At 62.8% G+C, this 13,206-nt stretch carries 12 protein-coding genes; 6 read left to right on the forward strand and 6 right to left on the reverse strand.

Annotated features, from left to right (window positions below; all coding sequences use genetic code 11):
- Positions 1–4: 4 nt before the first annotated feature.
- From CKO42_RS03545 to CKO42_RS03565, 5 genes are all read right to left on the reverse strand, one after another.
- Positions 5–232, reverse strand: a complete 228-nt coding sequence (locus CKO42_RS03545) for a FeoC-like transcriptional regulator (protein WP_200238899.1) — start codon at positions 230–232, stop codon at positions 5–7.
- Positions 232–2,577, reverse strand: a complete 2,346-nt coding sequence (gene feoB / locus CKO42_RS03550; protein ID WP_200238902.1) for a Fe(2+) transporter permease subunit FeoB — start codon at positions 2,575–2,577, stop codon at positions 232–234. The genes CKO42_RS03545 and feoB overlap by 1 nt, the downstream gene beginning before the upstream one ends.
- On the reverse strand, positions 2,577–2,804 hold the full coding sequence (locus CKO42_RS03555; protein WP_200238905.1) for a FeoA family protein: 228 nt from the start codon (positions 2,802–2,804) through the stop codon (positions 2,577–2,579). Before CKO42_RS03555 ends, feoB begins: the two co-directional genes overlap by 1 nt.
- 83 nt (positions 2,805–2,887) lie before the next feature.
- Positions 2,888–3,130, reverse strand: coding sequence for a FeoA family protein (locus tag CKO42_RS03560; RefSeq protein WP_200238910.1), 243 nt, complete (start codon positions 3,128–3,130; stop codon positions 2,888–2,890).
- Positions 3,131–3,277: 147 nt separating this feature from the next.
- Entirely contained in the window at positions 3,278–3,625 is a 348-nt protein-coding gene (locus CKO42_RS03565) for a cupin domain-containing protein (RefSeq protein WP_200238914.1), read from the reverse strand.
- 166 nt (positions 3,626–3,791) lie between these two features.
- Here CKO42_RS03565 and CKO42_RS03570 point away from each other — a divergent pair, with 166 nt between their 5' ends.
- The 5 genes from CKO42_RS03570 (at position 3,792) to CKO42_RS03590 (ending at position 10,554) form a co-directional block, all read left to right on the forward strand.
- Entirely contained in the window at positions 3,792–4,145 is a 354-nt protein-coding gene (locus tag CKO42_RS03570; protein WP_200238917.1) for an HMA2 domain-containing protein, read from the forward strand.
- Between the two features lie 13 nt (positions 4,146–4,158).
- On the forward strand, positions 4,159–5,106 hold the full coding sequence (locus tag CKO42_RS03575; protein ID WP_200238921.1) for a class I SAM-dependent methyltransferase: 948 nt from the start codon (positions 4,159–4,161) through the stop codon (positions 5,104–5,106).
- Positions 5,107–5,206: 100 nt separating this feature from the next.
- Positions 5,207–5,677: a PilZ domain-containing protein gene (locus tag CKO42_RS03580; protein WP_200238924.1), complete on the forward strand. Its 471-nt coding sequence runs from the start codon at positions 5,207–5,209 to the stop codon at positions 5,675–5,677.
- Between the two features lie 84 nt (positions 5,678–5,761).
- Positions 5,762–7,024, forward strand: a complete 1,263-nt coding sequence (locus tag CKO42_RS03585) for a metallophosphoesterase family protein (protein ID WP_200238928.1) — start codon at positions 5,762–5,764, stop codon at positions 7,022–7,024.
- The gene (locus CKO42_RS03590; RefSeq protein WP_200238932.1) at positions 7,021–10,554 is read left to right on the forward strand and encodes an AAA family ATPase; all 3,534 of its coding nucleotides are present in this window, start codon (positions 7,021–7,023) and stop codon (positions 10,552–10,554) included. The genes CKO42_RS03585 and CKO42_RS03590 overlap by 4 nt, the downstream gene beginning before the upstream one ends.
- 42 nt (positions 10,555–10,596) lie before the next feature.
- Here the strand turns inward: CKO42_RS03590 and CKO42_RS03595 are convergent, their stop codons facing one another.
- A complete protein-coding gene (locus CKO42_RS03595; RefSeq protein WP_200238937.1) occupies positions 10,597–11,241 on the reverse strand; it encodes a cell wall hydrolase in 645 nt (214 codons plus the stop codon).
- A gap of 280 nt (positions 11,242–11,521) precedes the next feature.
- Between CKO42_RS03595 and CKO42_RS03600 the strand changes: the two genes are divergently transcribed.
- The gene (locus CKO42_RS03600; RefSeq protein WP_200238941.1) at positions 11,522–12,907 is read left to right on the forward strand and encodes a hypothetical protein; all 1,386 of its coding nucleotides are present in this window, start codon (positions 11,522–11,524) and stop codon (positions 12,905–12,907) included.
- Positions 12,908–13,206: the final 299 nt, after the last annotated feature.

Here is a 13,206-nt window from a genome sequence, read left to right on the forward strand (position 1 = left end):
CTCGTCAGCGTTCGATCGGTTCGTAGAGCTCCGGCGGGCTGAGGCCGCACTTGCTGCAGCCGCTGCTGCTGCAGAGCCCGCCAACGGGTAGCTTACGCACCCGGCCTTTGCGCTCCAAGACCTCAAGCATCGCCCGCAGCGCATCGGTATCAGCATCGAAGTGGTGCGCCATATCCTGCACAGAGACCCGCCGATGCTCGGTGATGTATTGACTGAGCTGGGAGAGGATCATCAGGCTGCGTCGGCGGCCATCGCTCGGAACAGACGCCGCTTCTCGCGCATGCCCCACCAACGCAGCGCCAAGATCACGCTGACGAACAGGGCCAACATGGCGCCGATCCAACTCGCTGAGAGCGCCGGGTTGCGGGCAAAGATCGCGGCCTGATAGAAGACCGTCGCCGCGATGTAGGCGATGCCCGTGGTCCAGCCGGCGACAAACAGGGTCCAGCCGAGGTTGGTCTCGCGGTAGACCGCAGCCAGTGCGGCCGTGCAGGGGAAGTACAGCAGGATGAACAGCAGATAGGCGAAGGCCCCTGCGGCACCATCGAAGCGCGACTGCATGGCGCCGAAGATGCCTGTGGAGACGGCCTGCTCCTCCGCGGCCAGCGCTGGATCGCCCAGATCACCGACGGCGAGCCCAAGCGGATCACCCCAGCTGCCGATTGCATCGCTCAGATTAGCGGGGATGGTCGCCAGCGAAGCGCTGATACCGCTCCAGAGGTCGAAGGGTTCGACCGGGGCCTCGGCCTCACCGGCGGCAGCGGCGTCGGCTTGTGCCATCGCGGTGTACATCGAGTCCAGGGTGCCAACCACCGCCTCCTTCGCCAGCACGCCGGTGAAGATACCAACGGTCGCCGGCCAGTTCTCGGCGTCGAGCCCCATGGGCGCGAAGGCCGGCGCAATACCACGCCCGACCTCGCTGAGCACCGATTGATCGCTGTCTTCGTTGCCGAAGCTGCCATCGGTGCCGAGCGCGTTGAGGAAGTTCAACACCAGGACCATCGGCACGATGATCTTGCCAGCACGGAAGACGAAACTGTTGGTGCGCTCCCAGGTGCGCAGGCTAACACCCTTAATTGTTGGCAGGTGATAGGGAGGCAGCTCCATGACGAAGGGCGTGGTCTGGCCTTGCAACAAGGTGTTCTTCATGATCAGCCCGGTCAGCACGGCGATGGCGATGCCGATCAGATAGAGCCCGAAGACCACGTTTTGGCCGCCGATCGGGAAGAACGCGGCCGCGAACAGGGCGTAGACCGGCAGCCGGGCGCCGCAGGACATGAACGGGGCCATGACGATGGTCATGATGCGATCACGCTGTTGCTCGAGGGTGCGGGTGGCCATGATCGCCGGCACATTGCAGCCGAAGCCGACGATCAGCGGCACGAAGGATTTGCCGGGCAACCCGACCGCGCGCATCGCGCGATCCATGACAAAGGCCGCGCGTGCCATGTAGCCGCTGTCCTCGAGCATCGAGAGGAACAGATAGAGCGCCGCGATCACCGGGATGAAGGTGGCGACCACTTGGATGCCGCCGCCGACGCCGTTGGCGAGGACCACAATCAGCCACTCCGGTGCGCCGATGGCTGCCAGCCCCTCGGCAACGCCATCCACGAACAGAGTGCCAGCGAGGCCGTCGAAGAAGTCGATGAAGGCACCACCGATGTTGATGGTGAACATGAACATCAGATACATCGCGGCGAGGAAGATCGGAATCCCCAGCGCACGATTGAGCATGACCCGATCGATGCGATCGGAGAGACTGCGCGAGACCTGCGCCTTGCGCTTCACCGCCGCGCTGCTGACGCGGTGGGCGAAGCCGTAGCGGCCGTCGGCGAGCAGGATGTCGACATCGTCTGGTAGCGCCTCACGCAGGGCATCCAGCTCCGCCGCGTTGACGCAATCGGCGCCGATCGCCAGCGCAAGATCGTCAGCTTCGAGCAGTCGCGAGGCGAGCCACCGGGGATCAGCGCCAGCCGCCTGCGCGGCGCTCTCGAGCTTGGGCCGCAGTGCGGTGATGGCTTGCTCGAGTGCGCCGTCGTAGCGCAGTTCGGCGCCAGACAGCGGCTTCTCCACCACGGCCTTGGCCAGTGCCTGCTTTAAGGCCTTGATGCCCTCGCGCTTGACCGCAACCACCGGCACAACCGGGCAGCCAAGCTGCTCGGCAAGACGCTCGACGTCGATACGCAGGCCGGCCGCCTCGGCGGCATCCATCATGTTGAGCGCCACCAGCATCGGCCGGCGCATCTCCAACAGCTGTGATGTCAGGTAGAGATTGCGCTCCAGATTGGAGGCATCGACGATGTTGAGGATCAGGTCGGCCTCGCCGCTATGCACATAGTCGCGGGCGATCTTCTCGTCCAACGAGACGTCTTCGCTGGTCACATCCAGTGCATAGGTGCCCGGTAGGTCGACCAGCTCAAAGGCCGCATCCTCGAGCTGATAGCGGCCGATCTTGCGCTCGACTGTCACCCCGGGCCAGTTGCCGACCCGTTGCTTGGCGCCGGTGAGCGCATTGAAGAGGGTGGTCTTGCCGCAGTTGGGGTTGCCAACCACGCCGATCCGATACGGCTCGCTCATCATCGTAGCTCCACTTGAACAGTCTCGGCCTCACCGCGGCGCAAGCTGAGCTTGAAGCCACGCAACTTGATCTCGACCGGATCACCCATGGGCGCGACCCGGGTAATACTGAATTCAGTGCCTGGGGTCAGGCCCATCGACAGGAGCTTCTTACGGTACGGGCGGCCACCTTCGGCGAAACCGGCAACGATGCCGGTCTCACCCACGGCCATGTCTTTCAGGGTCATTGTGTTGCGCTCCTGAGTGCTGCCCCGCGTGGCGGAGTGAATCGGGGTTGGGAGGAAAATGGGGTTACGGCTTAGGAACCGCTTCAGGCCGGGGCGACGATGATCTTGGTCGCCATGCCGCCACCGAGTGCGATCCGCGCCTGATCGCGCAAGACCACCAGGCCGCCACCCTGGCGCTGCAGTACGCAGAGCTCACTGCCGATATTCAGCCCCAGGTCCGTCAGCCGACGGTCGAGCCCTCGGCCCGCTCGCAGGCCGACGACCCGCACGCGCTGACCTTCATCGGCCATTGCAAGGGCGAAGGAGGCCGGTCGTTGGTCTTTCATCTCGGCAAGTCCGGTGGGGCGCTTTGGTCAGTGACATGGTGATCGATACTATAGTGCAAACGCGAACGAATCGCAATAGTAATGTCTGCTCTGGACCTTGCTCCTGCTCGGAGGGCACCTCGCTCGATACCCAAGCAGCTCTTGGCATCAAAAACCAGATCGATGGCGCACTGGGGCGCCAAAAAAGACGAGGACGCTGAGGTCCTCCTCGATATCGAAGAAGGCGTGATCACAGGCGGTGCGCACGTACATCATGGTGCCTTTTTCGACATGATGATCCTCGTCTTCGACCCTTAGCCGAGCGCGTCCTTCGAGCACCAGGTAGAGCTCGTCTTCTTCATGCGCACTCTGCATCTCCTTGGAGCCAGCCGGGATGTGGTAGAGCGAGCAGCTCAATGAGGGCGTTCGCAGTAGCTCCTTGAACCGGGTGGCGTTCGCGTCTTGCTGAGACATCAGTTCGGGCAGTTGGAAGACTAACCAGTTGGGATTGCTCATCGGTGGTGGGCCTCTGGGTTGGCGATCTAACGACACACAAATTACAGGGATTAAAAAGCGATGCGAATGATTTGCATCAGCTATCGATCTGAGAATACAATGCGAACCGTTCCCGTTGCGAATCTTCCTTGCAAGCTAACCCTTAGATGTTGGAGTCCCTGCCAAGATGAGCCAGTACATCCATCACGTTCCCGGTCGTATTCGTGTCCGTTCGAAGGCGTTTCAGTGTCATGGCGAGCGTGCGCAGCAGGCGCAGATCCGGTTGCTGGCCATGGACGGTGTTCGCGATGTTAAGATCAATCCGCGGGCCTCGAGCATCCTGGTCCAGTATGATCCGGAGTGCCTATCGCGGGTCGAGCTGTTTGCCGCGCTTGAAGAACTTGGCTGCATGGCCCCCGCGCGCCGGGATCAGGGTCATTTCAGCTCCCCCGGCGAGACCTTTGGTAAGGCGTTGGTGGGTGCGGCCGTACAGAAGGTGCTCGAGCACTCGGCGCGCTCGCTGGTGGGGGCCTTCGTATGATACTGGTGGAACTATGCCCAACCCCGATCAGCACGACAATCCAGCGGAGACGTCAGCCGATCCGCAGACCGTTTGGCAGGCCGACGAGATCGACAAGGTCAGCACGCTGTCATGCCGCACTGTTGCCGCCATTCGTGCCGTAGACGCAGAAGATGCGACGGTTCCCTACGAGGAGCCACTGGCTGCCTGGCTTGCTGGTGACGACTGGCTCGGGCGTATCCGCCAGATCAAGCAGGCGAGCGATCAGTATCACAAGGGACTCATCAACGATGTCTCTTTGCGCTGCATCGCGATTGACGCCGCCGTGCTAGACGCCTGTCACGGCAGCGCTGGCATCAAACAGGTCGTACTCCTCGGCGCCGGCATGGACACGCGGCCCTACCGCCTCGAGTTCCCCGATGTCGCTTGGTTCGAGGTTGACGTGCCGGCCATGTCTGACCTCAAACGGCGGCTGATCGAGCAGGTTCCCGAGCCTCTTCGGCCGTGCACCCTGCTGCGCACAAGGCGCCTCGAACGCGTGCCCCTAGACTTGGCAACGTCGCTGGACGAGCTGCTGCCGCTGTTGATCGCACGTGGCTTCGACGCGCATGCCCCGGCGCTCTGCGTCATGGAGGGCTTGGTGTATTACCTCTCCAGCGACGAGAACCGCGAGCTGTTCCGCCAGCTGCCGGCGTCGCCGGGCTCACAGGCATTGGTGACCTGTATCCCGGCCGCGCTGAAGACCATGGTCAACGACCCCGCCGTGCAGGAGAAGATGCCGCACTATCGGATGATCGCGCCGGCATGGAAGACGGATTTGGACGAGTTCCGGGGAACGGTCGGCAGCCGGTGGACCATCACTCAGGAGGTCAATCTCTTCGACTACGCAGAGCGCAGCGGCAGGCTATTAGCCGTGGACAAGGGGATTGAGCTTGATCACCGTGATGTGGCCGAGCGTTATCTCGTGATGAACGCCACCTGAGCCGAGCGGGCTGATGGTCTAGACTTTGGAATCAGGATTGACTCATGTCGGCCCATGCTGTCAGTTCGCAGCAACGGGCGCGATTCCGGAGACGCCGATGATGGGGTTTGGTCAGAAACAAGCACTCGCGCTCGCGGAGCCCGCCGGTCGCTATGACGCTAGCGACAGCCCGGGCGCATCACCGGGCCAGCGCCGGGACCAGCGCCGGCATCAGCGCCTCAGCTACCGCGATCCGGTCCAGGCGCGGCTGATCGGTCTGCCCGGCGCGATGGGCGCGACGCAGCTATGGGCGCTGCTCGCGCATGACCTCAGCGAAACGGGTTCGATGCTGTCCTCGCCGGAGCTGTTTCCGGTGCATTCTCGCCTGCTGCTCGTGATCAGCCCGGCCGAAGTGAGTGAGCCGATTCGCGTCGTTGGGCGGGTCATTTGGGTGGCCCGCGAAGACCTTCAGGAACGCTATCAGTTGGGTGTCCACTTCGAGGAAGCGAGCGATCTGGCACGGGTGCGGCTGCAACAGTTGGTGGCTAAGCGTGCTCGGTCAGCAGCTGGCGCTAGATCGGATCGAGACTGAGATCAATCGAGATGATCATTCGAGATGTTGCTGCGTTGAGCGCGTATCATCGGGCCACACCCGATCTCGCTCTCAGGCCAGGCCTTGAAGTTTATCCACAGCGCTGATGTTCACCTTGATAGTCCGCTGCGCGGTCTCGAGCGCTATGAAGGCGCGCCGGTCGACGAGATCCGCGGCGCCTCGCGTCGGGCGTTCCAGAACCTGATCCAGTTTGCAATCGACGAGGAGGTGGCCTTCGTCCTCCTCGCCGGCGACCTGTTCGATGGCGACTGGCGGGATTACAACACCGGCCTGTTCTTCATTCGGCAGATCGCCCGCCTGCACGACGCCGGTATTCGAGCGTTTTTTGCGGCGGGGAATCATGACGCGGCGAGCCAGATGACAAAGACGCTCCGACCGCCGCCGAATCTACACTTGTTCGCGACTCGGGCCGCAGAAAGCGTCCTGCTCGAGGACCTTGGCGTGCTGATCCACGGACAAGGATTCGCCTCCCGCGCCGTGACCGAAGACCTGTCGGCCGGATACCCACTCGCTGACCCGGCCCTGTTCAACATCGGCCTGCTACATACCGCGTTGGACGGCCGATCTGGGCACGAGACCTATGCGCCCTGCACGCTGGATGGGCTGCGTTCGCGCGGCTACCAATACTGGGCGCTTGGCCATGTGCATCGTCGGGAGGTCGTCGCCGAGGACCCTTGGGTGGTCTTCCCGGGCAATCTACAAGGCCGCCATGCGCGCGAGACCGGGGCCAAAGGCTGCTCGCTGGTGCGGGTCGAGGCTGGACAGGTTGCGTCCGTCGAGCACCGTGCGCTGGACGTGGTGCGCTGGTCGCTGTGTGAGCTGGATGTCAGTGAGGCACAGACGCTGGACGAGGTCTATGACCTGGTGATGCCGGCGCTCGCCGATGCGCTCCATGCGGCCGAGGGTCGCCTGGTCGCGGCACGGGTGCGGCTGCATGGGGCCTGCTGCATCCACCGGCGGCTGCGCGCAGAACGCGAGCGGGTGACCAATGAGTGCCGTTCGCTCGCGCAGACGATCGGTTCTGGCGCCATCTGGATCGAGAGGCTGCTGCTGGAGACGCGACCATCGGTGTCGGAGGCGTCCGCGCTGGCTCGTGATGATGCGTTCAGCGGTCTACTGCGATCGATTCGTGACCTGGATCTGGACTCGGATCGCCTAGCGATGCTGGCGGCGGATTTCGCGGACCTGAGCACGAAGCTTCCCGTCGATCTGCGCTCAGGGCCTGACCCTATCGATCCATCAGAGCCCGAGCAGATTCGTGCCCGCTTAGAAGACGCCAAGGCCCTGTTGTTGGAGCGGCTGTTGCGCGAGGGGCATCATCGGTGAAGATCCTCGACCTCCATCTTCTCGCCTATGGACCGTTTACCGACCGGACGCTGGATCTCAGCGACGGCAGTGAGGGGCTACATCTGGTCTACGGCGCAAACGAAGCCGGAAAAAGCTCAGCGCTGCGCGCATTGCGAGCGCTTCTCTACGGCGTGCCGGAACGCACACAGGACGACTTTCGGCATGCAAGAACCGAGTTGAGGGTCGGCGGTCGGCTGCGCGGCGCTGCCGGCGACGAGCTTCACTGTTATCGGCGCAAGGGGCGCAAGAACACGCTGCTCGATGCGGAAGGCAGCCCGCTTGCCGAAGACCGCCTGCAGCAACTGCTTGGTGGGGTGGCGGAGCCGCTGTTTGAACGTTTGTTCGGGATCGATCATCAGGCGTTGGTGAGCGGCGGACAGGCACTCCTGGTTGAGCGCGGGCGCGAGGCCGAGGCGCTGTTCGGGACCGGCCTCGGCAGTACCTCGGTCCACGCCCTGCTAGCCAGTTTTGAGCAAGAGGCGCAGTCACTGTTTGCTCCGCGGGCGTCGAAACCGGCGCTCAACGCTGGCTTGAGTCAATTGTCAGAGCTCAAGCAGCAACAGCGCGAGCTGTCGCTCTCGGCCCGGCATTGGGACGAGTCGCGTCAGGCGGTTGACGAGGCCATCGGGCGATTAACCGAGATTGATCGCGAGCTGGCCGAAGCCGCCAGGCACCGAAACACCTTGGAGCGTATCAGGCGTGCGTTACCCGGCCTGGCCAAACGCCGTCACCTTCGCGAGCAGCTCGGTGGCCTCGGTGAAGTGCCTTCGCTTGAAGAGGATTTCGGACAACGGCGGGAAGCCGCGTTGACCAAGCGCAGGGTTGCGCTCGAAGGTCGTTCCAAGGCTGAGGGACGGCTCAAAGGGCTGAGAGCAGATGCAGCCAGCTTGCAGATCTCACCGGAACTGCTGGCCGAGTCAGAAGGGATCGACGAGCTGCGCGATCGGCTCGGCGGCTACCTCAAGGCCAGTCGTGACCGGCCCGGCCTGCTCGAGCGACGGTCGACACTGATCGAGCAGGCCCGGCAGCGATTTGCCGAGATTCGTGCCGATCTGGCCTTTGATGAGGTCGAGCAGTTGCGGCCGATGCTCGGTCGTCGGCGTCGGGCGACCGAGCTCGGCGGGCGGCGCGAAGCCCTGGAGTCTGCGGTCAAGCAGGCTACCGAGAGCTTGGAGGCAGCAGCAGACAAGCTCAACCAGAAGCAGGGGCAGCTGAACGGTTTAGCGGCGCCGATTGCTGATGATGCGCTGAGGCAGGCCGTCAGCGATGCCCGTCGAGCGGGCGATCTCGACCATGCGGTCGTCGAGGCGACGGCAAGGTCCGCCCAACATCAGGCGGTCTGCGAGCGCGAGCTTCAGGCTTTGGGACTCTGGCGCGGTGACCTTGCAGGGCTGGCCTGCGTGGCAGTGCCTAACGCGCAGACGCTAGCGCGATACAGCGATCAATTCCAAGCGCTCGAGGACGAGGAGCGCCGCTTAAACGCGAGCATCGCCGACCTGCATAAAGAGCAGCGCCAGACCGAGTCGGCGCTGCAGGCGCTGCGCCTTGCGGGGGAGGTGCCCACTGAAGGTCAGCTTCAGAGCGCGCGCGCGCGACGCGATCTGGGCTGGCAGCTGTTGAAGCGGCAGTGGATCGATCAGGAAGACGTCAGCGCCGAGGCTGAAGGCTACGACCGGGAGGCGCCGCTGCCGGAAGCGTTTGAGCAAGGCATCGCGATCGCCGATGAGGTTGCAGACCGGCTGCGGCGCGAGTCACAGCGTGTCCATGAACAGGCGACCGCGCAAGCAAGGCTCGAACAGTGCCGTCAGCTCAACGCCGATGCGCTGGCCGCATTGCAACGGATTGAACAACAGCGGCGGGAGCTCGAGGCGTCATGGCAAGCCCTCTGGAAGTACATGGACCTCGCGCCGCTGCCGCCGCGCGAGATGTCGGCATGGGTCGAGCAGCTGTTACGGCTGCGCGAGAAGACCGGGCAGGGTGAGGAACTGCGCGAGACGGCGAATGCACTCGCGCTGAACCGGGATGCTCAACGCCAGCATCTGATCCGTGCGCTGACGGTTTGTGGGCAACCGCAACCGAAAATCGAGCCGACGCCGACGCCGACGCCGACGCCGACGCTAAGGCCCTTGCTCGAGCATGCCGAGTCTTGTCTCAGCGCCATCGAACGCAGCGCGAGTCTGCGGGCAGGGTTGGAGAAAGATGTCGCAGAGCTTGAAGAGACAACGCGGTTGCTCGGCCGGGAGCTCGCGCGTACTGAAAAGGCGCTTGCTGCCTGGACGTCCGAGTGGGCGGTGCTCATGCGCGAACTTGGGCTGGACGACCAGACCACGCCCGGTGAGGTCTCGGACCATCTGCAATCGATCGCCGATGGCTTGCGCTTGGTGGACGACGCGAAGCAGATCGAGATCCGTATCCAGGCGATCGAGCGCGAGGCGGAGGACTTCGAGCGCGATGTCCAGGCCTTGCTGCTGCGGCTGGCTCCGAACCTCTCCGGTCGACCGGTGGACGAGGCGATGCATCAGCTCTCCTCCCATCTCACCGAGCAGCGCGCGGCAAAGAGCCGGCTCGACGAGCTCAACAAACAGCTTCGCCAGGCTGAGAAAGAGGCGCGCGACGCCGATGCGGAGCTGCACGCGGCCGATGCGGTGCTGGGTGAGCTCTGCCGGCAGGCGGGGTGCGACAGCGTGGATCAGCTCGAGGTCATCGAGCGACGTTTCTTGGAACAGCGAGCGCTGACCGAGGAGCTGCGCGAGGTCGAGCGCGAGCTGATCGATAGCGGCGATGGACTGAGCCTGGAAGGATTAGAAACCGAGGCCGCGGAAGTGGATCGCGACCAGGTGCTCGCCGAGATCAACGCGCTCGACCAGCGCATTGACCGCGAGCTCAATCCACAACGCGGGGTGATCTTCGAGCAAAAACTGGTTGCGGAACAGCAGTTCCAGGCGATGGCCGGGTCGGATGAGGCATCCGCGTTGGCAGAACAGGCCCAGCAGACCCTGTCGGAGGTGCGCGCTCATGCTGAGCGCTACATCCGTTTGCGGCTTGCGGCGCGCCTGCTGCGCGACGAGATCGAGGCCTTTCGGCGCAAGCATCGCGATCCCATCCTGACCCAAGCCAGCCGCTACTTCAGCAAGCTCACCTGCGCCTCGCTCAGCGGCGTGGAGACCGACTTCGACGAATCGGATCAGCCGGTTTTGGTGGGCGTTCGACCCAATGGCGAACGGTTGCGCGTGGAGGCCATGAGCACCGGCACCCGAGATCAGCTCTATCTGGCGCTCCGGCTAGCGGCGCTAGACCACTACGCCGAAAGCGCAGAGCCGTTGCCGCTGATCGTCGACGATATCCTGATCCAGTTCGATGACGATCGATCGCGCGCGACGCTCGACGCCCTCGCCGAATTTTCGAGCAAGACCCAGGTCATCCTGTTCACCCACCATGAGCGGGTTGCCGATGAGGCGAGGCGGCTAGAGCGCGCGAGCGAGCGCGTCTTCGTTCATGCGCTTGCGTAGGCGGCGTAGGCGATTGCTGTCCGAGCTTTTCCGGCAATCGACTTAACTCTGGCTAGCACTCGTGGTTGGCCGATAGAATAGGTGGCGGCCGATCTGGGCGGTGCGTTGGAACGATCGTGACCATTTCGGGGAGACGTAGGTCGCGTGGTAAAACAGCGCGCCGTCGGTTGGGTCTGATACCTGTTCTGCCAAGACGCGTCGACCCAGGTCTAGCGATTTCCGCCAAGCCTTCATTTCCGTCGGCTGGTCCGACTTACCGTCACACCACCAGGAGAACTGGCAGCGATTGCGTTTCTGGCCACCTTGCTTCACGACCTCGCACACCGAATGCGGGAAGGACTTGGACGCGACCCGGTTCAGGGTCACCTGAGCAACCGCGAGCTGACCGGACAGCGGTTCTGACCGGGCCTCGTGATAGATGTTGAGCGCTAGACAATGGAGGTCTTCATCAATAGGGATTGAAGCTTGAGCGGCCCGAGCCGTCGGTGCCTCAGGAGGAAGCGCAGATGCAATCGGCACTGCGGACGTCGTCTTGGTGACGGCAAGTGCTGGAGAAATTGGGGTGATAGGCTCAAGCTCTAGCTTGGCTGGGTAGAGCCGCGGCGTTTCGCGCGGTTCTGGTACCGAAGACAAGAGCAGTGGGGGGAAAAGAGTGGCCACAAACGCAGTCATGGAGAGGGTTCGCATAAGCTAAGACCTAGTTATTCTTGATCATCTGGCGACATTAGAGCCTTATGATATTCGAATTCCCCGCATAAGGGAAATCCCTAAGGTCCAGCCGCGTCTCCTCGCGGCCTTGCGCACAGCAAAGAATAAGGTTAGATCGTCCAACGAGCGTCTGAACTGAACCGGACGCTCGCATCCCTGCAGAAGTTTAGGGTATGCTAATAAAGTTTTTGTCAAGCTGTACCCACACTGAAAAAGGCGCTAGCCATCGGCTTGGCGTGAAAGCTAGGAGAGATTCGTTGTGAGCCCTGTCAAATCGAAGCGTCAAGACGGCCAGACCGTCTCACTTGTCGTTCTTTTCATGCTAGCGGTCATCATTGCCGTTGGTGTTTTCCTGCGCGGGCAGGCCTTTCTAGCGACCGAGGTCGTCGAGCCGCTACAGGCTGGCTCAGCGGATGCCTACGCCTTGGCGCAAACGCTGAGTAGCCAAGGCGCTTATAAGGTCTTGACAGCACCGATCGAGGCCGGTTCGGACGCGGACTCAGCACAGACATTCGGCAGTCTCGGTTATCCGTTGTTCCTGTCGCTGTTTGCGACCCCGGAGGCGGGCGCGAGCAGCATCAATGCCGCTGTCATCGCGCAGCTCGTGCTCGGTGCCTTGGCGATCCTCTTGGTGTTCATGTTGACCAGCCGGCTGATGGACCCGCAATGGGCGCTGACCGTCGCCTTCCTGACTGCGGTGAGTCCGTCGCTGGTCAACATCAGCCTCTATCTGGTCAGCGCCACACTGTTGATGATCGCAATGCTCCTGTACCTCGTGACAGCGGCGAAGATCAGCGACCGCTGGGCGATCATCCGCAGCTTCATCGCGGCCGCTTTGCTTGGCATCGTGGCCTGGGTCGACCCGACCTACGAGTTCCTGATCCTGCCTTGGCTGGTGGTCTTGTTTATGTCCAGCAAGGGCGTCTCGAAGCTGTTCACGCCGGTTGCCGCCATCCTCGGCTTCACGTTGGTGTTTGGTCCCTTTATGGCGCGCAATCAAGAGGCTATCGAAATTCCGATCGCCACAGCGCCTATCGCGGCCAGCATTCAGCAGGGCCTGCCGCCCGCCCAAACGAGTGATGCAGCCGTGCAGGCGGGGGAGACGACGAGTCCCGCCGCTGCGATCGGCCAACTTGGCGGCAGCTTCATCGACGACCCGCGTGGCTTCTTGAAGTGGTACTTCGTCGAAAAGCCGAAAGTGCTCTGGTCCCTGGGCGAGCCTGCCGGCGTTGAGCAGACCTTTGTCTATCCGGTCGCGGCGACGCCCTATACAGAGAACCCCATCTTCCTCACCAGCGAGGAATTCATGCAACTGCTGTATGGTCCTGTAGCGTTGATCGGGGTGCTGGGCGCGATTCTCGTCTGGCTGCCGATCGCCGGCCGCCGGCTAACACCGAAACAGCGCATCGGCCTGCGCAGCGTGAGCTTAGTCCTGATCTACGCCACCCTCGCCAAGGTCTTTGGGACCGCGGCCCCGCAATACGCGACACCACTGATGCCGCTGCTGTTCGTGATGGCGTTAACGCCGCTGTACCTCATCACCGCGCCTCGGCTTGAGGCTGCGCCGAAGAAGGAGTCGAAATCGAAGGCGAAAGCCAACGAGGCTAAGGAAGAGGCCGGCGAGGCGCAGCCTGAAGCCGCCTAGGCTTCTCGAGGCCGCATGACGAGTTAAGGTCGGGTCGCGAAAGGAATCGCGCGGCCTTGCTTTTAGCTTATCCCCCCGCGCGCTATCCTATGATGCGCCGATCCTCTCCGTTTTGCGCCGAGCGTCGTTCTCAGCTCTGGTGCAGCTGTACATCAATGCATTGATCAGGGCCAAGACAGCGTCAAGCGTTGCGTCGATGGTTGGCGCGCATCAACTGAGCCTGCTCTTGAAGCCAAACAGCTAGCAAGTGCCGCAAAGCGTCATTTTTTGACAGGATGCGTCACTTCTTTTCATCTTTG

Origin of the sequence: Lamprobacter modestohalophilus, from assembly GCF_016583905.1 — a bacterium.
GTDB lineage: Bacteria > Pseudomonadota > Gammaproteobacteria > Chromatiales > Chromatiaceae > Lamprobacter > Lamprobacter modestohalophilus.

What these genes read in the sequence shown, in the direction of transcription:
- CKO42_RS03545 (WP_200238899.1), bottom strand. Translation starts at nt 232, where the DNA reads ATGATCCTCTCCCAGCTCAGTCAATACATCACCGAGCATCGGCGGGTC.
- feoB (WP_200238902.1), bottom strand. Translation starts at nt 2,577, where the DNA reads ATGAGCGAGCCGTATCGGATCGGCGTGGTTGGCAACCCCAACTGCGGC.
- CKO42_RS03555 (WP_200238905.1), bottom strand. Translation starts at nt 2,804, where the DNA reads ATGACCCTGAAAGACATGGCCGTGGGTGAGACCGGCATCGTTGCCGGT.
- CKO42_RS03560 (WP_200238910.1), bottom strand. Translation starts at nt 3,130, where the DNA reads ATGAAAGACCAACGACCGGCCTCCTTCGCCCTTGCAATGGCCGATGAA.
- CKO42_RS03565 (WP_200238914.1), bottom strand. Translation starts at nt 3,625, where the DNA reads ATGAGCAATCCCAACTGGTTAGTCTTCCAACTGCCCGAACTGATGTCT.
- CKO42_RS03570 (WP_200238917.1), top strand. Translation starts at nt 3,792, where the DNA reads ATGAGCCAGTACATCCATCACGTTCCCGGTCGTATTCGTGTCCGTTCG.
- CKO42_RS03575 (WP_200238921.1), top strand. Translation starts at nt 4,159, where the DNA reads ATGCCCAACCCCGATCAGCACGACAATCCAGCGGAGACGTCAGCCGAT.
- CKO42_RS03580 (WP_200238924.1), top strand. Translation starts at nt 5,207, where the DNA reads ATGGGGTTTGGTCAGAAACAAGCACTCGCGCTCGCGGAGCCCGCCGGT.
- CKO42_RS03595 (WP_200238937.1), bottom strand. Translation starts at nt 11,241, where the DNA reads ATGCGAACCCTCTCCATGACTGCGTTTGTGGCCACTCTTTTCCCCCCA.